We start from the raw sequence: 23,125 nt of genomic DNA on the forward strand, positions 1-23,125 counted from the left end.
GACGGCGGGACGCCTCAGATGCGCGGCCGCGCCGCCCAGCGCCGCATCTTGAGCGCGGCGTGGAGTTCCAGCCTGGCCATCCCCTTGAGCGGGTCCACGCCCAGCAACTGCCGGATGCGGCCCAGCCGGTTGTAGATGCTGCTGCGGTGGAGGTGGAGTTTGGCGGCCACGTCCTGCACGGACCCGTCATTGTCATAGAGCAGCTCCAGCACCGGGATGAGTTCCGCGTTGCGGTCGTGGTCCTCCAGCATCCGGTAGTAGACCGAGCCGGTGTCCGCCCAGGCGCCGGCCCCTCCCCCGGCGGACGCGAGGAGCTGGTAGACGCCGGTGGCCCGGCATTCCACCAGCTCGCCCAGCTGCGGATCCACCGCGGCAGCCTGCGCGGCCTGCTTCGACTGCCGGTACGCTTCCGCCAGCTCGCGGGGACGGGCAAAGCCTTCACTGATCCCCAGGATGATCCGGTGCACCGGCCGGCCGGAGCGCTTGGCCAGCTCCAGCTGGTAGTGGACCAGGACCTGCGCATGGCTGGCCCGTCCGGACATTTCACGGAACAGCACCACCGAGTGGGTTTCGGTGCCGGCACTGAAGAGCGCGGAGTCGACGCCGATGGTGGCCTGCAGCGCCGCCGACCGGTGGATCAGGGTGGACGCGATGGCGTCCGGGCCGCCGGACCAGCCATCGGAGTCCAGTACGGTCACCATCTGCCAGGGCCCCTTGCCCTGCACTTCCTTCCAGCCGGCCACCGCAGCCACGGCGTTCGGTTCACCGGCGCACGCGGCCAGGAATTCGCGTTCGCGGCTGCGCCGGAACTCCGATTCGGCGGTATTTGAATCCAAAAGCAGCCCGGACAGCGTCTCCAGCTCCTGGCTCACGCCGGGCAGCTGGGTGAGGATCGCTGTCGGGCTTTCCTCCGCGGAGTCCTGCTGCACCCAGAGGTACCCCACGCGGAAACCCCGCACCAGCAACGGCACGCACACCCGGCCCAGCATGCCCAGCTCCGGGTTGCCGGGCACCACCACGGGCCGCACCGCCGTGGCGATGCCGTGCGAAAGCTGCCAGGCGCTCACGTCCGCGGGGACCTTCTTGCTCAGGAGGAAGTTCACCCGGACCCGGTCGGCGTGGGACTGGTTGGAGCTGTAGGCCAGCAGCAGGCCGTCCAGGTCCTCCAGGGAAAGTCCCCGGCCCAGCTTCTGCGCCACGTGCTCGACGAGCTGCTCCACATCCTGCTGCATGGGCCAACAGTACTGCCTGCAGCGGCTCCTGCACGAACGGACATGAGGCGACACCTGACGCCCTGGAGCTGAACAAATGTCGAGCTGAGTGACGGGAATTCCGCGGAATTCCGCGGGCGGCCCCGCTTCGGCCGTTCTTGGCCGTGTCAGGTGGCTCACAACCGGTCCTATCGTGGATTAACGAATCCCCTTCCACCTTTTTCCGGCGAAACCGGCCGAGAACTGGAGCCAAAAATGATCATCGGCGTCCCCAAAGAAATCAAGAACAACGAGTTCCGGGTGGCCATCACCGCCGCCGGCGTGCACGAGTTCCGTACCCACGGCCACACCGTCCTGGTGGAGCGCGGCGCGGGCCTGGGCTCCGGCATCACCGACGAGGAATACGCCATCGCCGGCGCCGAGATCGTCAACGAAGCGGACGACGTCTGGGGCCGCGCCGACATGGTCATGAAGGTCAAGGAGCCGGTCAAGGCCGAATACCACCGCTTCCGCAAGGGCCTGATCCTCTTCACCTACCTGCACCTGGCCGCCGAGCCCGAGCTGACCCAGGAACTGATCAACTCCGGCGTCACCGCCATCGCCTACGAAACCGTCCAGGACGGCCGAGCGCTGCCGCTGCTGGCCCCGATGTCCGAGGTTGCGGGCCGCCTGTCCGTCCAGGTCGGCGCCACCTCGCTGATGGCCCCCGCCGGCGGCAAGGGCGTCCTGCTGGGCGGCGTCCCCGGCGTCCGTCCCGCCAAGGTTGTTGTGCTCGGTGCGGGCGTGGCCGGCACCAATGCCGCCGCCATGGCTCTCGGCCTGGGTGCCGACGTCACCATCCTGGACATCAACATCAACCGCCTGCGCGAACTCGACGCCCAGTACCAGGGCCGCCTGAAGACCGTGGCCTCAAACAAGTACGAGATCGAGAAGTCCGTGGTGGACGCAGACCTGGTCATCGGCTCCGTGCTGATCCCTGGCGCCAAGGCCCCCAAGCTGGTCACCAACGACCTCGTGGCCCGCATGAAGCCGGGCTCGGTCCTGGTGGACATCGCCGTGGACCAGGGTGGCTGCTTCGAGGACACCCGTCCCACCACGCACCAGGAGCCCACGTACAAGGTCCACAACACGATCTTCTACTGCGTGGCCAACATGCCCGGCGCCGTGCCCAACACCTCCACGTACGCACTGACCAACGTCACCCTGCGCTACGCGGTGTCCCTGGCCAACCTGGGCGTCAAGGCTGCCTTCGACCGCGACCCCGCCCTCGCTGCCGGCCTTAACATCGCCGCAGGCCACGTGGCACACCACTCGGTGTCCGAGGCGCACAACCTGCCCCTCGTCGCCGACTGGCACGAACTGGTTTCCGCCTAGCCCCATCGATTGCCCTAGGCGAGTGCCCGGGCCTCCTCGATGATCTCGAGGACCCCGACGGCGTCTTCCGGACTTACCGGGAGCGGCGCCGCCGGGGCCGGGCCAGCCAGAATCTTGTCCGGGCGGATCCTGTCCGCCAGGATCCGGTAGAACTCGGAATAGGCGCCGCGCTCAGTGGGCAGGGCATCCAAGTGGCCGTCACGGCCCAGCTGCCCTGCCCACTCCGGCGCCTCCCGCCCGAAGTCCGGATCGAGCGGACTTCCTCCGGCCGCAATGTACGGCTCCTGCGGGTCCACCCCGTTCTTGGTATAGCCGCCGCCGGAACCCAGCACGCGGAACCGGTGCCCCTGCTGGGCGCACATCAGGTTCATGGTCAGGTGGCTCGTCACCCCTGAATCGTGGCGCAGCACCAGGAAGGCGTCATCCTCGGCGCGTGCGTCCGGCCGGCGGGTCTCCAGCTCCGCATGGACGACGCGCGCCGGGCCGAAAAGCTGCAGGGCCTGGTCAATCAGGTGGGTACCCAAGTCAAACAGCACACCGCCTCCCTCCCCAGGCGTGGCGGATGCTTTCCACGCCTTGGACGTCACGGGCTGCCACCGCTCAAACCGCGATTCGAACCTCGTCACCGTGCCCAGCGCCTCGGCGGCCAGCAGTTTTTGGACGGTCAGGAAATCGCCGTCCCAACGCCGGTTGTGGAACACGGTGAGTACCCGGCCCAGGTCCTCCGCCAGCTGCACCAGTTCCCGGCCCTCGCCGCTGGACACGGCAAACGGCTTGTCCACCACCACGTCCAGCCCGGCCTCCAGCGCCGCCTTCGCCAGCGGGTAGTGCGTGGCCGGCGGAGTACCCAGGACCACCAGGTCCAGTTCGGCGGCGACCCCGAACACCGCGGCGGCGTCAGGCACCGTCCTGGCCTCCGGATGGTGCGCCGCGGCAGCTGCCTGCCGGCCGGCGTCGGACGTTGCGATGACCTCCAGCGAGTAGCGCGGATCCGCAGCAATAAAAGGGGCGTGAAAGACGCGCCCGGACAGGCCGTAACCCACGACGGCGGTGCGGATGGTGCGCCGGGAGGCTTCACTTTGGCTCATCGCACCAACGCTACCCCGCACCCTCTCTCACCTGATGCCCCTTAAAAGCGGACGCTCTCTCACTTCCCGCCGCCGGACGTCGCGGAAGTGAGAGAGCGTCTGCCGAAAACCGGCATCTACTGCGAGGGGGTTACTTCTTTTCCCAGCCGATGGTGGTCCAGTCCGGAACCTGGGACAGGCTCTGGAAGAGGGACGGCCCGTAGTTGGCCAGGCCGGTGCGGACGAACGAGATCTGCGGGCCGTTCATGACCGGGCCCATCGAGAAGTACTTCGCCATGTGATCCTTCTCGACGTCCATGGCTGCCTTGTTGCGCTCGGCGTTGTCCTCTATCGAGGCAAGGTCGGCGATCTTCTTGTCCAGTTCCGCGTCTCCCAGGCCGTTGACGTTGGTCTTGGAGTCATAGAACTGCTTCACAGTGTCCGTGGCGTCGGCGCCCACCGTGTAGCCGGAGACGCTCAGGTCGAAGTCCCGGCCGCCGATGACCTTACCGAAGTCCGCGGAGGCGCGCTGGTCAATGCCCACGTCCATGCCGCCCGCCTGAAGCTGCTTCTGCAGGGTCTGGGTAAAGGCGAGGGTGGTGGGATCGTCACCGAAGTTGCTGATCTTGAAGGAGACGGGCTTGCCGTCCTTCTCCATGATGCCGTCGGCGTTCTCGGTGTAGCCAGCCTCCGTCAGGACCTTCTTGGCAGCCTCCGGACCGGTCTCCTTGACCGGGTAGTTGTCCTGATAGTAGTCGGAGAAGGGCAGGAGCATCATGGAGCCGGAGCTGGGTTCCTCCCAGTTCAGGCCGTTGAAGCGCACCTTGCGCAGGGCCTCGCGGTCCACGGCGCTGAAGATGGCCTTGCGGACTTCGACGTCGGTAATCTTCTGGGCGTTAAGGTTCAGGCCGCCGGCAAACAGTCGCTGGCCGCGGCGGACTTCGGCGTCCTTGGTGCCTTCCAGCTGCTTGTACAGGGCGATGGTGTTGGCGGAGACGCCGTCGATCTCGCCGTTCTTGAAGGCCGCCACCTGGGCGCTGGTCTCGAGCTGACGGAACACGACGCTGTCCAGGACCGGCTTGTTGCCCCACCACTTCTCATTGGGGACCATGGTCACGGTCAGGGCAGCAGAGTCATACTGGTCCAGCTTGAAGGGTCCGGCCATCCATTCGGGGTGCATCTCGCCCACGAAGCCCTCGTTGAAGATCTCCGGTGAGTTCACCGCCGGGTGGATCAGGCCGAAGAAGAGCGACTCGAGCGGGTACACCGGCTGTGACGTCTTGACGATGACTTCCTTGTCATTCGCGCCGGCCTCCACGGACTCCACGAACTCATAGGCGCCGGAGCTGACAATGTCATAGCCGGCGTCTGCGCTCTTGAGGATGTTCCATGTGTTCTGGAAGGCCTTGACGTCGATGGGCGTGCCGTCGTTGTAGGTGGCCTTCTCATTGATCTTGATGGTGATGGTCTGCTTGCCGTCCTCCACCTTGCTCTCCACCGACTCGCAGAAATCAGGGTTGGGCGAGGCCTCGCCCTCGAAGTTCACCTTCCAGCAGCCGCCGATGCCGCCGCTGTTGATGGCAACAGGGTTCATCGGAATCTGCAGGGCGGAGTTGTCCGAGCTGTTGCCGTCGTTCGAGAACCCGTTGAAGTTCGGCCCGATGCTGCCGAGGGGGAGGGTGACCTTCCCGCCGGGCTCCAGGTCGGCTGCAGGCTTTTCGTTAACGCTGATGAGCTTGGACAGGTCGCTGCCTGCCTCCTGCCCCTTGCCTGCGTCGGGGCCGGTGGAGCCGCCGCCGCAGGCCGTCAGCGTCAGGGCAGCAGCTACTGCTGCCACGCCGCCGATCCTGGTCATGTTCCTCATGGTGTTCCCTTCATTTGTGCGGGTCTTGGTACGGGTGTGAAGCGAGTGAAGTATCGAGAGAATCCTAGGACGCAGTATGTCCTGCATCGCCATGGCTCACCAGCATGTCGCCGTCGATTTCGCCGTCGGGGAAGAAGCAAGCGAACCGCTGGTCAACCCGGCTTTCCGGCGTTCCCTCAAGGGCCTGGGCAGCTGCTGAGGACCCTGCAGGTTCAAGGGGCGGCTCCAAAGTGCGGCACTGCTCCTGCTTGGCCGCCGGCAGCGCCGCGTATATGGGGCAGCGGGTGGCGAAATTGCAGCCCTTGGGCGCATCGAGCGGGGACGGCAGGTCGCCCCGCAGGATGATCCGCTCCCTTGTGCGTTCCACCTGCGGATCCGGGACCGGGATGGCGGAGAGGAGCGCCCGCGTGTAGGGGTGCCGCGGGTTGTCGAAGACCCGGTCCACCTCGCCGATTTCCACGATCTTGCCCAGGTACATGACAGCCACCCGGTTGGAGATGTGCCGCACTACCGAAAGATCGTGTGCGACCAGCAGATAGCTGAGTCCCAACTCGGCCCGCAACTTGTCCAGAAGATTGATGACGCCGGCCTGCACGGACACATCCAGTGCGGAAACGGGCTCGTCCAGGACCACGAGCTTGGGGTTGACCGCCAGCGCGCGGGCAATGCCAATGCGCTGGCGCTGGCCGCCCGAAAACTGGTTGGGGAAACGGTTCACGTGGTCCGGCTGAAGGCCCACCAGCTTCATCAGTTCCATAATGCGGGCGCGGACGGCTTTGCGGTCCATACCTGCGTTCTGCAGCGGCTCGGCGAGAACCTCGTAGACGGTGAACCGCGGGTCCAGCGCTCCGGTGGGGTCCTGGAAAACCATCTGCAGTTCCCGGCGCATGGCGCTCTTGGTCCGCGCGTCAACTGCCTTTCGGTTGCTGATGCCGCCGATCACCACTTCGCCGTCCTGGTCCTTGTGGAATTCCATGATTTCCAGCAGCGTGGTGGTCTTGCCGGACCCCGATTCACCCACGATGGAGAAGCACTCGCCCTCACGGATGTCGAAGCTCACTCCATCCACGGCCTTCACCGTGCCGATTCGCCGCTTCATGAGCGCGCCCTTGGTGAGCGGGAAGTGCTTGCGGACGTCCGTCAGCTGCAGCACGGTGGACCGTTCGCCACGCGGTATGGCGTCGAACCTGGAGACCGGGACCGGCGGCGCGGCAAAAATGTCATGGACATCAGCCCCTCCACCCAGCGCTTCGGACTTGACGCACGCGGCGAGGTGCAGCCCGTCGCCGGTGACTGCCTCCAGTGGCGGTTCACCCTGCAGGCACGGCTCCGACGCCAGGGGGCAGCGGGGTGCGAAGGAGCATCCGGTGGGTTCATGGATGAGGTTGGGCGGCATTCCATCGATGGGGACCAGCGATGCCTTTTCCGCCACGTCCACGCGGGGAACGGCGCCGAGCAGCCCCATGGTGTACGGCATGCGCGGGTTGTAGTAGAGCTCGTCCACGGGCCCGGTTTCGACGGGTTTGCCCGCGTACATCACCATGATGTCGTCCGCCATGCCCGCCACCACGCCCAGGTCGTGGGTGATCATGACGACGGCGGCCCCGGTCTCCTCCTGCGCCGTGTGCAGAACTTCCAACACCTGGGCCTGGATGGTCACGTCCAGCGCGGTGGTGGGTTCATCGGCAATGAGGACCCGCGGATTGTTGGCTATGGCAATGGCAATCATCACCCGCTGACGCATGCCGCCGGAGAATTCGTGCGGAAATGCCTTGAGCCGGTTCCGCGGGCTGGGAATACCCACCATGGCCAGGAGTTCGACGGCGCGGGCTTCTTTGGCCTTCCCGGTCATGCCGGGGTTGTGGACCGTGAGCGCCTCGATGATCTGGGTGCCCACGGTATAGACCGGCGTCAGGGAGGACAGCGGGTCCTGGAAGACCATGGCCAGTTCGTTGCCGCGATAGGCGCACATGGCCTTGTCACTGAGTCCCAGCAGTTCCTTGCCGTTGAGCCGAACGGAGCCGGTGACATCAGCAGTGGCTGGCAGCAGGCCCATCACGGCCAGGGACGTAACGGACTTGCCGGATCCGGACTCCCCCACGATGCCGAGCGTCTTGCCCGGCATCAGGTCGAAATCCACGCCGCGGACTGCATGGACCACACCGTTCTCCGAGTTGAAGCTGACGTTCAGGCCCCGGACGGACAGGACGGCATCGGTGGCGGCGGCCAGGCTGGCCGGCGCGGCGCGGAGTCCGGCTGCCTGGAGTCGCTGCTCCACCGTTGCAGCGGCGGGTTCAAGCGGGCCGGTGGTGATCTCGCTGCTCATGGTGCCATCTTCTCCACGTTGGGGGTTGCTGTACTGCGGCCCGCCGGGGACTTCCGCGGCCGGCGCTTCCTGGCCCGGCCGGTGGAACTGCTGCTCGGATCGAAGGCGTCCCGCAGCCCGTCGTTCATCATGGCCAGGGAACCGGTCAGCAGGAACATCACGGTCAGCGGCACCCAAAACATCCAGGGAAAGGTCTGCACCTGGGACGTGGCCCCGCCGATGAGGACGCCGAGGCTTACATCCGGCAGCTTGATCCCGATGCCGATAAAGGAGAAGGCCACCTCGGCAAGGATGGCGCCGGTGACGCCGCGGGTGATGTCCAGGACCAGGAGCGAGCCGATGTTCGGAACCAGGTGCCGCCAGACGATCCGGCGGGGCGGGACGCCCATGTATTGGGCGGCCTTGACGAAATCGCGCTGCATGAGGGACATGGAGAGCGACCGGATAAGCCTTGCCGTGCCCATCCAGCTGAAGACGAGCAGCACGACGGTCAGCAGGAGCCAGGACGGCAGCTCACGCTTGAGCCCTTCCCCGCCGCCGCTGGTGGCCACCGCCACCACAAGCAGGGCGGGCATCATGATCAGGGCCTCGAGGACAAAGAGCATGACCTTGTCCACCTTGCCGCCAAAATACGCCATGGTGCAGCCGTAGACGGCAGCCACCAGGACGGACACCAGGCCCACCACCAAACCGATCAGGATGGAGATCCGGGTACCTTCGACGGTCATGGCGTAGAGGTCGATGCCCGCCTGGGAGGTGCCCAGGTAGTGGTCTCCGGACGGGGGCATGCCGATGTTGAAAGGGTCGATGGTCTCCTTGTCCCACGGCGTGAAGTAGCCACCGACCAGGGAGAAGATGGTCAGGGCCAGGAAGATGGCCAGTCCGGCCACTGCGGTGCGGTTCCGGAGGAACCTCCGGAAAATGATGGTGGACTTTCCAATAACGACGTCGGCGCTTTCCAGGTGCGCGTCCTGCGCCACGGCTGCCGGGTCAACGGCGTTCAGGTTGGTCATGGTTACTGCACCCGCACTCTCGGGTCCACCAGGGTGGTGGCAAAGTCGGCCAGGATTGCCCCCAGCGCGAAGATGACGGAGCCGTAGGCCAGGGTGGCCGTGGCGGCGTTGACGTCCTGGAGCGCGATGGCGTCGATGCTCCAGGAGCCGACGCCCGGCCAGGCGAAAATCTTCTCGGCGAAGAAACCGCCGGCAAAGATCGCGGGAATGGTGAAGGCGATGCTCTGGGCCACCGGAATGAAGGATACCCGCAGGGCATGCCGGGTGATGGCCTGGTTCCGGGTGAGGCCCTTGGCGCGGGCGGTCCGGACAAAATCGGCGTTGACGTTGTCCAGGAGGTACTGGCGCTGGGCGATCTGGTAGGCGCCCCAGCCCACCAGGGTGATGGCCACAGTGGGCACCACATAGTGGCCCAGCATGTCCAGGAACTGGCCCCAACCCGGCGCCATGCCGGGGGTGGAAATTCCCGTGACGAAGAAGATCCGCTGGCCCACGCCCTCATTGATGTTGATGGCGCCCAACTGCACGAGGAAGTAGGCAATTGGCGCGGGCACGATGTATGCGAGGTAGCTGTACGACGTAATGACCCGGTCCTGCAGTTTGTATTGACGCGCGGCCGAGTAGACGCCCAGGGCAACGCCGATCACCAGGGTGAGGATGATGGAAGCGAGAAAGAGCCGGGTGGAGATCCACACGCGGTCACCGAACTCGGCGTTGATGAAGGCGCCGTTGGGGCTGCGGCCCCAGTCCCAGCGGGTCACGATGGCAGTCAACCATTCGACGTACCGCTCCCAGGGACTCAGTTCGGGGTCCAGGCCTTTGAGCCGCATGGAATTGGCAACCTGCTCAGGGCTGGGGCGGGGAATGCGCTCCTGCTCCAGCAGGGCAGGCTTGAGCGAGCTGACCGCCAGGAAGTATCCGGCGGACGTCGTCAGGAAGATCATGAAGAGATAGGTGATGCCGCGTTTAGCGAGGTACCTGAGCATGAATCCTTCCGAATCTTCCAGGCCGGGACGTTCGTGGCGTCGCGCCGGGCCTTTCACCAGCGGGTAGCCGGCCTCCCGCCGCCAGTAAGGCCAGCCCTGATGGACTATGTCGCGGGTCACATTGAGAGGAAAGTATCACAACGAAGAGCGCAAACCGCATGCCGTTGCAGGTAAAACGACCCGTCTGGACCAGATCGTTATGAATAAATTTGTGAAGTCGATGTGACTGGACGAACGTCCGGAAAAGTGCATCAGCTAAGCTCCGGCGAGGACCCGTGTGACAAGGTCGGTCCACGACGCGGCAAGGCGGGTGCGGCTGACGCTGTCACGCTGGACAAGGCCCAGGATGCGCTCCGGGTCCAACGTGGCACTCAGGGCGCCGGCCATGAGCCACGGTTCGTGGTCAAACCCTGCCTGCTCCAGCAGCATTCGAATGTGCCGCTGGCCGAGGACGGCGGCCGGGACCTCGAACCGGCCGGGCGACGCCGCCTCCGCGGCCACCACCAGGTCGCCAAACTCCACCACGTACCGGATCCGCTCCGTCCCGTAGGCAATGAGCCGCTCCATCGGCGGGGCGCCCGGTCCCAAGGGGGGAGGGCCGAACATGAAGCGCGCCTGGAAGGCGGACTCCGATTCGTCCAGGAGTGCGAGCATCAGGCCTGAGCGGCTGCCGAACCGGCGGAAGACGGTTCCCTTGCCCACGCCCGCATGCCTGGCGAGCCGGTCCATGGTGAGGCAGGCCGTGCCGCCCTGCTCGATAAGCTCACGGGCAGCACCGAGGAGGCGCGCCCTGTTCCGGGCGGCGTCGCTGCGCTCCGGCACCGCGCCGGGAGCTATGCCGGACCTGAGTGGGATGGATCTCACAAGATCCAGTGTATGGGGCGGGAATAGAAAACGGACTATGGTCCGTTTACTCTGATGAAGACCGGCGGTGGACGCCTACCGCGTTCAGCCCGGAATATCCCCCGATACAAAACCAGGAGTTCCCATGACGAAGAGCACCGTCCTGACCCTCGTCGGCAGCCTGCGCGCCGAATCCACCAACCAGAAGCTGGCCGAGGCTATCCAGCTCAACGCCCCGGAGCACGTTGATGTGGTCATCCACGAAAGCCTGGGCAACATTCCCTTCTACAACGAGGACATCGACGTCGAGGGCCAGGTCCCGGCCGCGGCTGCAGCACTCCGCGCAGCTGCCGACGCTGCCGACACCCTGCTGCTGGTGACCCCCGAGCACAATGGCACCGTCCCGGCGTCCCTGAAGAACGCCATCGACTGGCTGTCCCGCCCGTTCGGCGCCGGCGCCCTCGCCGGCAAGCCGACCGCCGTCGTTGGAACCGCCTTTGGCCAGTACGGCGGCGTGTGGGCCCAGGATGAGGCCCGCAAGGCTGTCGGCATCGCCGGCGCCGAGGTCCTGGAGGACGTTAAGCTCGCCGTTCCCGGCTCCATGGTCCGCTTCGCGGAGGTTCACCCCAAGGATGACGCCGAAGTCGTGGAGCAGATCAAGGGCATTTTCGACACCCTGGCCGCCGAGCGCGCAGCCGCTTAACAAACGAACAGCGGTGCCCGGCGCGACCGCGCCGGGCATTGTTGTGCCCGGGTTTATCCGCGCCGTTTGTGAATCATTACTCAACACCTGTTGCCTTTTTGACAACAACAGGCTGTATCCTAATGATGTGAGCCACGAAACAATCGACGCCGCAGCAGGGACGCTGCCAGCCGAAGCAATTGATGCCATCGAGAGGGCGGCCACCTCCGCCCACCGCCACGAGGAACTCTTCTCGGAGCGCGCCGCAAACATCCGCCAGTCCGCCGTCCGCGACGTCTTCGACATCTCCATGCGTCCGGGTCTGGTGTCATTGGCCGGGGGGAGCCCCTACCTCCAGTCACTTCCGCTGGACCGCCTGGCCGCGACTGCGGCGGAGATCATCGCCGGAGATGGCCTCACCGCGCTGCAGTATGGCGCGGGGCAGGGTACTGCCGAGCTGCGCAGCCAAATCTGCGAGGTGATGGCTGCGGAGGGCATCCTCGACGCCCGCCCGGAGAACGTGGTCATCACCGCGGGCTCCCAGTCGGCCCAAGACATCGCCACCAAGGTCTTCTGCAACCCGGGGGACGTGGTCCTGGTAGAAGACCCCACCTACGTCGGCGCCCTGAACACCTTCGAGGCGTACCAGGTCCGGGTGGAGACCGTGGAGATGGACGAATCGGGACTGGTGCCTGAACTCCTGGAGGCCAGGATCGCGGCCCTGCAGCTGGCGGGCAAGAACGTGAAGTTCCTGTACACCATCCCCAACTTCAACAACCCGTCGGGGATCACGCTGGCGAAGGAACGGCGGCAGCAGATCGTCGACATATGTCGCAAAGCGAATATTCTCATTCTGGAGGACAACCCGTACGGCCTGCTGCGCTTTGACGGGGAGCCGATCGCGCCGCTGCGGGCTGCGAACCCTGACGACGTTATCTACATGGGCTCGTTTTCCAAGATTTTCGCCCCGGGCCTGCGGATCGGATGGGCACTGGTGCCGGAGCACCTGCAGCGCCGGTATTACCTTGCCGCCGAAGCCGTCACTCTTTGCCCGCCGGCGTTCAACCAGATGCTCGTCTCGGCATACCTCCGGGACTTCGACTGGCGCGGACAGATCGAGACGTACCGCGGGCTTTACGCCGAGCGGTGCCGGGCCATGCTCGCAGCCCTGGCGGAGCACATGCCCGCCGGCACCAGCTGGACCAGCCCCGAGGGCGGATTCTTCGTCTGGGTCACACTGCCCGAAGGGCTCGACACCTACCCGTTGCTGCAAAAGGCGATCGACGCCGGAGTGGTGTTTATCCCGGGAGCCGCCTTCACGCCGTCGGACGAGCCGTCCAACAAATTGCGCCTCGCTTTCAGCGCTGTGCCCCCCGAGTCCATCACCGAAGGCGTGCGGCGCCTGGCGCCGGTACTACGGGAAGCCATTGCCGCGCTGTAGCGTTGGCCTCACACATCGCGTATGACATGAGCAAAGGAGCACACACATGAGCGGAACCATCGTTGTAGGCGTGGACGGCAGCGCCACGGCGAAGAAGGCAGCCGAGTCCGCCAGGGACCTCGCAGCAGCCCTGGGAGCGTCGCTGCACGTCGTCTCGGCCTTCGACAGCGACCGCACTGAGATCTTCGGCAGCGGCAGCGACCGCTGGATCGTCTCCGACGCAGATGCCGCCGAGCACGTGGCCCGCACCGTCGCGGAGTCACTGGGACGGGATGTCAAGGTAACCTACTCCTCCGCCCGCGGCCGTCCCGCCGACGCCCTCATCAAGGAGGCGCTGCGCATGGACGCGCGGATCATCGTGGTGGGTAACCGCCGGATGCACGGAATCGGCCGCGTCCTGGGCAGCGTGGCCAACAGCGTTGCGCACAACGCCCACTGCGACGTGTACATCGCCAACACGTACGACGCCGACTAGCACCAACGGCGGACAGCACTCCTTCGACAGACACCCTCCTGCGTTCCTGCCGGAGGGTGTCTGTTCTCACGCCTTGAACGGCTTCGTTACCCCGTGCGCAGCGATAAAATGGAGTACGCCCCCAACGGCGCGGACATCCGGTTTCCGCCCACCCGAAGGGGTTTTTCCATGCTCACGCTCCAGCGCCGCCACCTCGTCGGCCACGACATCCTCCTGGCCCGCCACGGCAACCACATCTGCTCCATGCGCGTTGACCGGCCCAACGGCAGGGTGGTGGCGCTCCTGGATGACGGAACACTGGACAGCGCCCCCAACGTGATCGCCCCGGACCTGGACCTCCCACTGGGCGTGGACAGCCTCCTGCGCGAAGACTGGAAACTGCTGGCTGCGATGAGCGGAGCGGCAGCCGCGTTTGCCGCCCTGATGGTGGGCGCCGCCGTCGTCATCGGCAACGCGCTGGGCGAGACGGCCAGCCTGGAGATCCTTTCCGCCTACCCGCCGTTCTAAGGCTCCCGTCACCCCGGCTGTTAATCGGGGATCCGCCTTGGGTTCACCGGAAGGGGGTAGGTTCCGGAGGGCATCTGCAGAGACACAATCCTGAGAGGCTCCCCCATGAGCATCCCCCGCATCCAAGGCATTCTCACCACCGCGGCCACGCTGGTGCTTGCCGGCTCCACCATCGCCGGCGCATTCGTCAGCCCCCAGGCAGACGGATCCAGCCAGGCAACCGCCTCCAACCAGGCTGTCAGGGCCACCAACCACCACACGGCGGACACGGCACTGGCTGATACCTTTGCCCGGGTTGACCGCAGCACCGTCTGGGAGCAGACCGGCAAGCTGAAGCTGGATTTCCCCACGTTCCACACAGAAGGCATCGCCTTCACCGAAGACCGCATCTTCCTCTCCTCCGTGGAAATCACCGAGCCCACCGTCAAGTACCCAACCCCACAGGACGGCTACGACCGTACCGCCGGCAAGGGCGTCGGCCACCTGTTCGTCATGGACAAGCAGGGCAACCTGCAGCAGGACATCATCCTGGGCGAAGGCGACATGTACCACCCCGGCGGCATCGACTTCGATGGAACCAACGTCTGGGTGCCCGTCTCGCAGTACCGCCCGAACAGCAGCACCCTCATCTACAAGGTGAACGCCGAAACCCTGGACGTCCAGAAGCAGTTCGAGGTGAAGGACCACTTCGGCGGCATCGTCATGGACAAGCAGACAGGCCATCTGGTGGGCAACACCTGGGGCTCGCGCCGGTTTGCCGAATGGAACCTGCACGGCAAGGAACTGGCAAGCTGGGAGAACCCGAATAACTTCATCGATTACCAGGACTGCCAGTACGTGCCGAACTCCAAGATGCTGTGCTCGGGCATCGCCAACCTGCCCCAGACCCCGTCCGCCGGCGGCACCGAAGCAAAGTATGAGCTGGGCGGTATTGCCCTGACCGACCTCAAGACCCGTACGGTGATCCGCGATATCCCGTTCCAGCAGTGGTCCAGCGCAGGCCACGTTGCGACGCGCAACCCGTTCAAGATGACTGCTGACGGTGACCGGCTCACCATGAAGGTGGCACCCGACGACGGCGACGAGGTCAACGGCACGGAGATCCTGACTTACGAGGCAACCGTCAAGTAGGACCGCCCCCAGCAGGCCTTCGCGACACCGGCGCCCGCCAGTCCATCACGGACCGGCGGGCGCTGCCGTAGGCCGGGGCTCCTAGTCCAGCAGGAGCGCGGGCTCTTCGAGGATCGCGGCAACATCGGCCATGAACCGGGCGGACAGGTCGCCGTCCACCACGCGGTGGTCGAAGGAGCCGCCAAGCGTGGTGATCCAGCGGGGAATCACTTCGCCGTCCAGGACCCATGGCTTCTGCTTGATGGTGCCGAAGGCCACGATGGCCACCTCGCCCGGGTTGATGATGGGCGTCCCGGTGTCGATGCCCAGGGCGCCGATGTTGGTGATGGTCAACGATCCGCCCTGCATCTCCGCAGGCTGGGTCTTGCCAGCCCGGGCGGTGGTGGCCAGGTTGTTGAGCGCCAGGGCCAGTTCCTTCAGGGACAGGTCCTGGGCGTTCTTGATGTTGGGCACCATCAGCCCGCGCGGGGTCGCCGCTGCGATGCCGAGGTTCATGAAGTGCTTCACCTGGATCTCGGCGCTACCGTCAGCGTTGTCCACCCAACTGGCGTTGACGCTCGGGTTCCGGGCCGCCGCCCAGATGACCGCCTTGGCCAGAATGAGCAGCGGCGAGACGCGGATGCCTTCGAAGTCCCGCGATGCCTTGAGCCGCTTGACGAATTCCATGGTCCGGCTGGCGTCCACATCAACGAAGATGCTGACGTGCGGGGCAGAGAAGGCGGAGTCCACCATCGCCTTCGCAGTAGCCTTCCGGACGCCCTTGACCGGAACCCGTTCGATTCGCTGCTCCTGCGGCTTGCCTGCTGCGCCCCAGAAGCCGTCCGCTTTGTCCAGTTCGGCGTCGCGCTGGGCCTGGTAGCTCACCAGGTCCTCACGCGTCACCTCCCCGCGGGAGCCGGTGGCCACCACATCGGCGAGGTCGATGCCCAGGTCCCGGGCGATCTTCCGGACGGGCGGCTTGGCCAGGACTTTGCTGACCAGGCCGGTGATGGTGCCGCCCAGGGTGGGACGGGGATCGACGACGGCGGCGGGGTTCCCGGACACCTCGGCCGGAGCGTGGGGCTGGACGGGCTCCACCTCCGGGGCGTTCACCGTCACCGCAGCAGAAGGCTGCGCCTTGCGCGGGCGGCGCTTCACGGCGTCGGCCTTGGGGCCGGAGCCGACCAAGGGGCCAGCTGCCGGGCTGTCCGCGCCCGGGGCCGGAAGCGTGCCGTACACCGGCTGCACCGGCCTTTCGGGGGCGCGGGCGTCCGCCGGGGTGGGGTCCCCCGCGATATCGTCACTGACGCTGATGATGGCTGTCCCGACGTCCACCGTAACGCCCTCCGGCACCAGCAGTTCGCTGACGGTTCCGGCGAACGGCGACGGCAGTTCCACCAGGGACTTGGCGGTTTCGATCTCGCACAGGACGTCATTGACGGCCACGGCGTCGCCCGGCTTGACCTTCCACGAGACGATCTCCGCCTCCGTGAGGCCCTCGCCGACGTCCGGAAGGTTGAACTTGTTCAGTGTCATGGTGTCCTCGGGTTGGGCAGGAATCAGTACGCGAGGGCGCGGTCCAGCGCCTCGAGGATGCGGTCGATGTCCGGAAGGTAGTCTTCCTCCACCTTGGCCACGGGGTACGGCATGTGGAAGCCGCCGACGCGGATGACGGGCGCCTCCAGCGAATGGAAGGCCCGCTCGCTGATGCGGGCCGCGATCTCGCCGCCGATGCCGCCGAAGGTGGGTGCCTCGTGGGCAATGATCAGACGACCGGTCTTTTGTACCGAGGCGGTCACGGTGTCGAAGTCGATCGGCGAGATGGAACGGAGATCGATGACCTCCACGCTGCGGCCGTCCTCTTGGGCGGCGTTGGCGGCGGCCAGCGCGACGGGAACCAGCGGGCCGTAGGCCACGATGGTGGCGTCGGTGCCAGTGCGGAGGACGTGTGCCTGGAAGGGATCCGCGGACGGGCCCGGAGCTTCTGTGTCCACCTCGCCCTTCAGCCAGTAGCGGCGCTTGGGCTCGAAGACGATGACCGGGTCCTGGCAGGCGACGGCCTGCTGGATCATCCAGTAGGCGTCGTGCGGGTTGGACGGGGTGATGATGCGCAGCCCGGCGGTGTGGGCGAAGAGCGCCTCGGGCGATTCGGAGTGGTGCTCCACCGAACCGATGCCGCCGCCGTAGGGAATGCGGATCACCACGGGAACGGTAAGGTTGCCGTTGCTGCGGGCGTGCATCTTGGCCAGCTGCGTGGTGATCTGGTTGAACCCGGGGAAGACGAAGCCATCGAACTGGATCTCGCATACCGGGTTATAGCCGCGCAGCGCCAAGCCGATCGCTGTGCCGATGATGCCGGATTCCGCCAGCGGGGTGTCCACCACCCGGTCCGGGCCGAATTCACCGATCAGCCCGTCCGTGACACGGTAGACACCGCCCAGCGGACCGATGTCCTCGCCCATCAGGAGGGACTTGGGATTGCTGGCCAGCGTGGCGCGAAGGCCCTCGTTGATGGCCTTGGCAATGGTCATGGTGGTCATCAGTGGCCTGCCTTCGCTGCTGTTTCGCCGGCCCCGTCCTCGGCGAAACCGGCGGTGTAGTTTTCAAACCAGGCCAGTTCCTCGGCCACCAGCGGGTGCGCCTCGGCATAGGTGTTGGCGAAGGCGGACCGGATATCCGGGGTTTCCAGGTCATGGGTGGTGCGCCGGACGTAGGCGGCGAGCTCATCGCCGTCGGCCTTCACCTGGTCGAAGAACGCATCATCGGCCAGCCCCTCGGCCCGGAGGTACCTCTCCAGCCGCTTCAGCGGGTCCTTGGCGCGCCAGGCGTCCTCTTCCGCCGATTCGCGGTATTTGGTGGGGTCATCCGCCGTGGTGTGGGCGCCCACGCGGTAGGTGAACGCCTCGATCAGCACGGGGCCTTTGCCCTGGCGGGCGTGCTCCAGCGCCCATTCGGTGACCGCGTGCACGGCGATGACATCGTTTCCGTCCACCCGGATGCCCGGGAAGCCGTAGCCCTTGGCACGGTCGGACAGCGGAACCTTCGTCTGGACGTTCGTGGGGACGGAGATGGCCCAGTGGTTGTTCTGGCAGAAGAAGACCACGGGCGCGTTGTAGGAAGAGGCGAAGACCATGGATTCATGCACGTCGCCCTCGGAGCTGGCGCCGTCACCGAAGTAGGCGATCACGGCCGCGTCCGGGGCTTCCTGCCCGCTGGCAGCCGCCAGCTTGCGGTCCCGCTGGATACCCATGGCGTAGCCCACGGCGTGGAGGGTCTGGGCTGCCAGGACCAGGGTGTACAGGTGGAAGTTCGTGTCCTTGGGGTTCCAGCCGCCATTGGAAACACCGCGGAACTGGCGCAGGAGCTCAGCCAGGTCCACGTTTCGCGTCAGCGCAACGCCGTGTTCGCGGTAGGTGGGGAAGATGTAGTCCTGCGGCTGGCTGGCCCGGCCGGAACCAATCTGCGCGGCCTCCTGGCCGGTCAGCGGCACCCAGAGGGCCAGCTGGCCCTGGCGCTGCAGCGCTGTGGCCTCCACGTCGAACCGGCGGATGGACGCCATGTCCGCGTACAGGCCGCGGAGCGCCTCGGGCTTCAGCTTCTGAGCATAGGGGCTGTAGACGGGATCATGACCGAGCTTTCCGTCGGCGGTCAGCAACTGGACCATCTTGACCGGGGGCTCACCCATTACGGCTTCCGCGTCAGCCTCACGCTGGTCGTCTACCGCTGTACCGTCGAACTCGGTGGCAGGCAGATGTGTGCCCATACCGTCTCCTCGCTTGCCGCGTCCGGATGGACCGCAATATAGCTGGGATATATGCCGCGCGGGGAATACATTCCGCGCGCGGCATATACATTGGCTTACTGATCCTAACTTTATCGTCAGCACCCAGCGGCAGGGCTACTTGTTAAGCGCTAGGAACGCTCCGATGCCTTTGTATAGTCCGCACAGAGGTCGAGGAAACGGGTGTTCGCCTCCGGCTCGCCGATGCTGACCCGCACACCCTCCCCTGGAAAGGCCCGTACGGAGAGCGCGCGTTCCCCGGCTAGCTCCGCAAAGCGGTAGCTTTCCCCACCCAGCTCCAACCACACAAAGTTGCCCTGCGCGTCCGGGACGCGCCAGCCGAGATCGCGCAATCCGGCCATGACCCGGGAGCGTTCGTCCACTAGGGTTTGTACCCTTTCTACAACCTGGTCATAGTTCTGCACCGAAACCATGGCGGCTTTTTCGGCGATCTGCGACACGGCAAAGGGCGTGGCGGCCACCCGCAGGTGCTGGGTGAGTTCCGGACCGGACACGCTGTAGCCCACCCGCAGCCCTGCCAGGCCGTGTGCTTTGGAGAACGTCCGGAGCACCACCACGTTGGGGTATTTGCGGTAGAGGGCGATGCCGTCCACGGCGTCTTCAGCGCGGACGAATTCCTGGTAGGCCTCATCGATCACCACCACAACGTTCGCGGGGACGGAGCGGATGAAGCGCTCTGTTTCCACTGTGGTCAGGGCTGGGCCCGTGGGGTTGTTCGGGGTGCAAAGCAGGATCACCTTGGTCCGTGCGCTGACAGCGGCGGCCATGGCGTCGAGGTCGTGGCGGCCGTCGGCGGTGACGGGAATGCGGACGCTCTCGGCGCCGGCCAGGCCGACGCTGATGGGGTAGGCCTCGAAGGACCGCCAGGCGTAGATGACTTCGTCTGCCTTGCCGTCATCGTTCTGTCCGGCAAAGGTGGCCAGAATTTGGTTCAAGGCGCCCAGGCTGCCGGCACCGGTGACGATGTCGTCGCCAGGGACGTTCAGGAACTCGGCCAGCGTGGCGCGGAGCCGGCTGCTGAGCGGGTCCGGGTACCTGTTGAAATCGGTCTGCCGTGCGATCGCGTCCACAACGGCGGGGAGCGGCGGCAGCGGGTTTTCGTTGGAGGACAGTTTGTAACTGGCCAGTCCGTCGACGGCGACGGGCGGCTTGCCGGCCGCATACCGGGGCAGTCTGTTCACCACAGGGCGGGGCGGGATACCGCCGGCCAGGGCATCAGTAGGGGTCATGGGACCTAGCCTACTTCCCGGCAATCATCTTCCGCGGGGCCCGGTGCGGTTCACCGAATTTTTGCCACGGCGTCACAATGCGCTGATGGACTGGCACCCCCACGAGGACCAACACGAAAGACACCACAATGATGATGCGAAAACTTGCCGCGGCTCTCACCGCCGCCGCGCTGGCGGTCGCCGGCGTGCTGGCCACCTATGCGCCGGCACGCGCCGGAGACGACGTCACGACGACCGGATCGAGCGGGATCCGCGTCATGTCCTACAACATCCACCACGGTGCCAGCGGCGAAGACGTCCTTGACCTGGAGCGGATCGCACAGGAAATCGAGTCCACGGGAGCCCAGCTTGTCGGTCTTCAGGAAGTGGACCGCCACTGGTCAGCCCGCAGCGACTACGTGGACCAGGCTGCATGGTTGGCTGACCGGCTCGACATGCACTACGTGTTTGCGGCCAACCTCGATCTGGATCCGGAGCCGGGACGGACCGAGCGCCGCCAGTATGGAACGGCAGTCCTCAGCACGTACCCGATCCTCAGCTCGGAGAACCACCTGCTCACCAACATCCAATACGCGGAGAAACCGACGGAGCAGCGGGGGCTCCTTGAGACGGTCATCAACGTCGCAGGCAACCACGTTAACTTCTACAACACCCACCTTGACCACCGACGCAGCGAACAGCGTCAGCTGCAGGTCAAAGAGATGATGGCGATCGCCGCCGAATCCCGCAGGCCCTCACTGCTGGTGGGAGACCTCAACGCGGTCCCGGAGTCGGTCGAAATGCAGCAGCTCATGACGCGTTTCAATGACGTCTTCGCAGCTCTCGGCCAAGGCGGTGACTACACGATGCCGGTGGAGAACCCCACCCGCCGTATCGACTACATCCTCAGCGAAGGGGAAATCGAACCCCGCTTCGCTGAAGTGATCAACACCGCAGCATCAGATCACCTGCCCATCGTGGCCGATGTCGTGGTGGCACAGAAGCCCAACGGACTGATGCGCTAGGCAGACCGTGGGAGGCAGCGGTGGTTTCACCGCTGCCTCCCACGGCCTGTGACAGCATTAGAGCATGCGCATCATCCTTCGGGTCATCATCAACGCTGCCGCCCTCTGGGTTGCCAGCTGGCTGCTGCCGGGACTGGACATCACCACCTCCGCCGCCTCGGAAGCCGTGGCAAAGACCGGGGTTACCCAGGGAAGTGAGACCACGGGTGTGGTTCTGGCCTACCTGTTCATCGGGGCGATCTTCGGAGTGGTCAACGCCCTCGTCCGACCCCTGGTGAGCTTCCTGGCACTTCCCATCACCATCCTCACCCTCGGCCTGTTCACCATCGTGATCAACGCGGCCATGCTCTACCTGACGGCCTGGATCAGCAGCTACACACCGGTGAAGTTCACCATTGACTCCTTTTTCTGGACCGCTGTGCTGGCGGCCATCATCATCACCCTGATCTCCCTGGTGACCGGGCGGCTTGCTGGTGCAGGCCGCCGCTGACACCTGAGCCGCCGCCGGCACCTGAGCGGTGCACTTGGGGAGAGAAGGCACGGAACGGTTTTCCGGTCTGCAGGTGCGTCCTGGTCAGGGAAAACCGCGTCGCCGTTGCCGTGCCTCCTGCACCCAGGACACCGGTGAGCACGGCGGAGGAGGCCGCAAGTGCAGGATCTGCGCTGTTGGACACTGCGCGGGCGCCGTCTTCGTAGTTGGCCAATGCGTGGCCCGGCCCCAGCGCACCCCGCTCATAGGCTGACACGTCATTGGTCAGCGTGACCGTCACGCGGCGGCCGGTATCCGGGTTGACGGCCCCCTCCCCTCCGGGCACTCCGTCCGCCTGGTGCTCCAGGTGCAGTGACTCCACCCCGGCGCCCGGCTGGATCCGCCCTACCGGCGAGCCAGCCGTAAGGACGTAGCGGACGTCAAACTCCTTCAGGACCTCGGGGTCCGCCGCGAAGTTCATGGCATGGATCCCGCCCTGGCTGTAGCCCACCACGGCAACCGGATCACCCTCCTGCGCGCCGGCGGCCCGCAGGGCCTGCAGGGTGGCAGCCGTGACGTGGCCGGAGTCCCAGGCCATGGATTCATGGATGCCGCCGAGATCAAAAGGATTTTCCTGGCCGACGGCAAGCGACTGGGTCCCCGGCACCACCACAACGAATGCCTTCCGGCCCCCGTTCTGTACCTCGATGATTTCGATGTAGCCGGCACCCCGCGCCTCGATGGCGCGGATCCGTGCCAGGAGGCCTGCCGGAGTGGCATCGAGCTGGATGGGAACGGTCTCGGCCTTCCGCAGCTCGATGGGCCGGGAGAGCCAGACCGGAGGGGCGCCGCCTGCCGCCTGCGTCCACTCCGAGACGAGTCCTGCCGCCCCCGCGGGAAGCCACGCGGCCGGAGACCGGTCCATGCCGTCCCGGTCCGGCCTCAGGGTGACAGCGGCGTTCTTCAGGCCCAGCCATACCTCATCAAGGGTGAGGAACCCCAGCACGCGACGCGATTCAGTTGCCATTTCGGCGAACCGGTAGTCCCGGATACAGTCCCTGATCCGCCCGCTGGTGCCCGCCATGTCAGCCGCAGCGCGGCCTATGTGCCCCTGCGCCCCGCGCATTGCCTGCGCGGCGGGCAACAGCGACCATGACGGAAGGCGCTCCAGCCAGCAGAATTCCTGCAGGATCCGCCCCGTCTCGTCCCGCACGGCCAGCAGCTCCGCAGCGAGGACATCCAGCTTTTCCGCGCCGTCCGTCAGTTCCTCCAACTGGACGGTGATGCCGCTGGTTCCGCCCCTGACCACCAGGCTGCCATCCCGGGCCGGCCCATAGATCCGAAGGGAGTCGTCCCCGGGATCCGATGCCCTCATCAGCGCAACCGGAGCGGGGAACCGGCCGTTCCCTCCGGCTCTTCACGGGCGCGGGACCTGAGGGCAATTCCCGCCTCCGCAAGCCCGTTCAACGAGCCGCGCAGCACCGCGGCATGACCGGCCGCTCTTTCCCGGTACGCGTTGCCCGCAGGAGACCGCCAGTTGTACAGCTGCACGTCCGCGCACCGCCGCAATACCTCCGCCACCCTGCCGGCACACACGTCCAGGCGGCGCGCCAGCTGCTCCAGTTCCGCCGCGCGTTCCAGCGCCCGCGGAACTTCACTCCCGATGCCCTCCAGCAGGTCGTTGCCCATCACTTCCCCCTTTACTGCGTTCCCGGGCACCAC

Annotated in this window: 21 protein-coding genes; 8 read left to right on the plus strand and 13 right to left on the minus strand. The window is 65.9% G+C overall.

The window, feature by feature from the left end; all coding sequences use genetic code 11:
• Positions 1-14: 14 nt before the first annotated feature.
• On the minus strand, positions 15-1,232 hold the full coding sequence (locus ACFWIX_RS11480) for a PucR family transcriptional regulator (protein WP_377216250.1): 1,218 nt from the start codon (positions 1,230-1,232) through the stop codon (positions 15-17).
• A 234-nt stretch (positions 1,233-1,466) separates the two neighbouring features.
• On the opposite strand from ACFWIX_RS11480, the gene ald reads away from it, so the two are divergent.
• A complete protein-coding gene (ald, locus tag ACFWIX_RS11485; protein WP_377216251.1) occupies positions 1,467-2,585 on the plus strand; it encodes an alanine dehydrogenase in 1,119 nt (372 codons plus the stop codon).
• A gap of 14 nt (positions 2,586-2,599) precedes the next feature.
• On the opposite strand, the gene ACFWIX_RS11490 is transcribed toward ald, so the two are convergent.
• The 6 genes from ACFWIX_RS11490 to ACFWIX_RS11515 all read right to left on the minus strand — a co-directional run bounded on the left by ACFWIX_RS11490 (position 2,600) and on the right by ACFWIX_RS11515 (position 10,705).
• The gene (locus tag ACFWIX_RS11490; RefSeq protein WP_377216252.1) at positions 2,600-3,673 is read right to left on the minus strand and encodes a Gfo/Idh/MocA family oxidoreductase; all 1,074 of its coding nucleotides are present in this window, start codon (positions 3,671-3,673) and stop codon (positions 2,600-2,602) included.
• 130 nt (positions 3,674-3,803) lie between these two features.
• Positions 3,804-5,516, minus strand: coding sequence for an ABC transporter family substrate-binding protein (locus ACFWIX_RS11495; RefSeq protein ID WP_377216253.1), 1,713 nt, complete (start codon positions 5,514-5,516; stop codon positions 3,804-3,806).
• A 64-nt stretch (positions 5,517-5,580) separates the two neighbouring features.
• Positions 5,581-7,842 (minus strand): dipeptide ABC transporter ATP-binding protein, encoded by a 2,262-nt coding sequence (locus ACFWIX_RS11500; RefSeq protein ID WP_377216254.1) that lies wholly within the window; start codon positions 7,840-7,842, stop codon positions 5,581-5,583.
• A complete protein-coding gene (locus ACFWIX_RS11505) occupies positions 7,839-8,855 on the minus strand; it encodes an ABC transporter permease (protein WP_377216255.1) in 1,017 nt (338 codons plus the stop codon). The genes ACFWIX_RS11500 and ACFWIX_RS11505 overlap by 4 nt, the downstream gene beginning before the upstream one ends.
• Before the next feature lie 2 nt (positions 8,856-8,857).
• Positions 8,858-9,841, minus strand: coding sequence for an ABC transporter permease (locus ACFWIX_RS11510; RefSeq protein ID WP_377216400.1), 984 nt, complete (start codon positions 9,839-9,841; stop codon positions 8,858-8,860).
• Between the two features lie 255 nt (positions 9,842-10,096).
• Entirely contained in the window at positions 10,097-10,705 is a 609-nt protein-coding gene (locus ACFWIX_RS11515) for a TetR/AcrR family transcriptional regulator (RefSeq protein ID WP_377216256.1), read from the minus strand.
• Positions 10,706-10,829: 124 nt separating this feature from the next.
• Between ACFWIX_RS11515 and ACFWIX_RS11520 the strand changes: the two genes are divergently transcribed.
• The 5 genes from ACFWIX_RS11520 (at position 10,830) to ACFWIX_RS11540 (ending at position 14,920) form a co-directional block, all read left to right on the plus strand.
• On the plus strand, positions 10,830-11,387 hold the full coding sequence (locus ACFWIX_RS11520) for an NAD(P)H-dependent oxidoreductase (protein ID WP_377216257.1): 558 nt from the start codon (positions 10,830-10,832) through the stop codon (positions 11,385-11,387).
• A gap of 127 nt (positions 11,388-11,514) precedes the next feature.
• On the plus strand, positions 11,515-12,807 hold the full coding sequence (locus ACFWIX_RS11525; protein WP_377216258.1) for a PLP-dependent aminotransferase family protein: 1,293 nt from the start codon (positions 11,515-11,517) through the stop codon (positions 12,805-12,807).
• A gap of 46 nt (positions 12,808-12,853) precedes the next feature.
• Complete coding sequence (locus tag ACFWIX_RS11530; RefSeq protein ID WP_377216259.1) at positions 12,854-13,282, plus strand: universal stress protein; 429 nt, start codon at positions 12,854-12,856, stop codon at positions 13,280-13,282.
• 168 nt (positions 13,283-13,450) lie between these two features.
• The gene (locus ACFWIX_RS11535; protein WP_377216401.1) at positions 13,451-13,789 is read left to right on the plus strand and encodes a hypothetical protein; all 339 of its coding nucleotides are present in this window, start codon (positions 13,451-13,453) and stop codon (positions 13,787-13,789) included.
• Positions 13,790-13,894: 105 nt separating this feature from the next.
• The gene (locus ACFWIX_RS11540) at positions 13,895-14,920 is read left to right on the plus strand and encodes a DUF6454 family protein (RefSeq protein ID WP_377216260.1); all 1,026 of its coding nucleotides are present in this window, start codon (positions 13,895-13,897) and stop codon (positions 14,918-14,920) included.
• A gap of 81 nt (positions 14,921-15,001) precedes the next feature.
• Here ACFWIX_RS11540 and ACFWIX_RS11545 read toward each other — a convergent pair whose 3' ends face one another.
• The 4 genes from ACFWIX_RS11545 to ACFWIX_RS11560 form a co-directional block, all read right to left on the minus strand.
• Positions 15,002-16,435 (minus strand): 2-oxo acid dehydrogenase subunit E2, encoded by a 1,434-nt coding sequence (locus ACFWIX_RS11545; RefSeq protein ID WP_377216261.1) that lies wholly within the window; start codon positions 16,433-16,435, stop codon positions 15,002-15,004.
• A gap of 23 nt (positions 16,436-16,458) precedes the next feature.
• Positions 16,459-17,439, minus strand: coding sequence for an alpha-ketoacid dehydrogenase subunit beta (locus ACFWIX_RS11550; protein WP_377216262.1), 981 nt, complete (start codon positions 17,437-17,439; stop codon positions 16,459-16,461).
• A complete protein-coding gene (gene pdhA / locus ACFWIX_RS11555) occupies positions 17,439-18,662 on the minus strand; it encodes a pyruvate dehydrogenase (acetyl-transferring) E1 component subunit alpha (protein ID WP_377216263.1) in 1,224 nt (407 codons plus the stop codon). The genes ACFWIX_RS11550 and pdhA overlap by 1 nt, the downstream gene beginning before the upstream one ends.
• Positions 18,663-18,811: 149 nt before the next feature.
• Positions 18,812-19,930 (minus strand): histidinol-phosphate transaminase, encoded by a 1,119-nt coding sequence (locus tag ACFWIX_RS11560; RefSeq protein WP_377216264.1) that lies wholly within the window; start codon positions 19,928-19,930, stop codon positions 18,812-18,814.
• Positions 19,931-20,058: 128 nt separating this feature from the next.
• Here ACFWIX_RS11560 and ACFWIX_RS11565 point away from each other — a divergent pair, with 128 nt between their 5' ends.
• Both ACFWIX_RS11565 and ACFWIX_RS11570 read left to right on the plus strand, forming a co-directional pair.
• Entirely contained in the window at positions 20,059-20,934 is an 876-nt protein-coding gene (locus ACFWIX_RS11565) for an endonuclease/exonuclease/phosphatase family protein (protein ID WP_377216265.1), read from the plus strand.
• 64 nt (positions 20,935-20,998) lie between these two features.
• Positions 20,999-21,424, plus strand: a complete 426-nt coding sequence (locus ACFWIX_RS11570) for a phage holin family protein (protein WP_377216266.1) — start codon at positions 20,999-21,001, stop codon at positions 21,422-21,424.
• Here ACFWIX_RS11570 and ACFWIX_RS11575 read toward each other — a convergent pair.
• Together ACFWIX_RS11575 and ACFWIX_RS11580 are read right to left on the minus strand one after the other, a co-directional pair.
• Positions 21,372-22,778: a hypothetical protein gene (locus ACFWIX_RS11575; RefSeq protein ID WP_377216267.1), complete on the minus strand. Its 1,407-nt coding sequence runs from the start codon at positions 22,776-22,778 to the stop codon at positions 21,372-21,374. The two genes, ACFWIX_RS11570 and ACFWIX_RS11575, sit on opposite strands and share 53 nt — an antisense overlap.
• Positions 22,778-23,092 (minus strand): hypothetical protein, encoded by a 315-nt coding sequence (locus tag ACFWIX_RS11580; RefSeq protein ID WP_377216268.1) that lies wholly within the window; start codon positions 23,090-23,092, stop codon positions 22,778-22,780. The genes ACFWIX_RS11575 and ACFWIX_RS11580 overlap by 1 nt, the downstream gene beginning before the upstream one ends.
• Between the last annotated feature and the right edge of the window lie 33 nt (positions 23,093-23,125).

Source organism: Pseudarthrobacter sp. NPDC058362, assembly GCF_042723515.1.
Classification (GTDB): Bacteria; Actinomycetota; Actinomycetes; order Actinomycetales; family Micrococcaceae; genus Arthrobacter.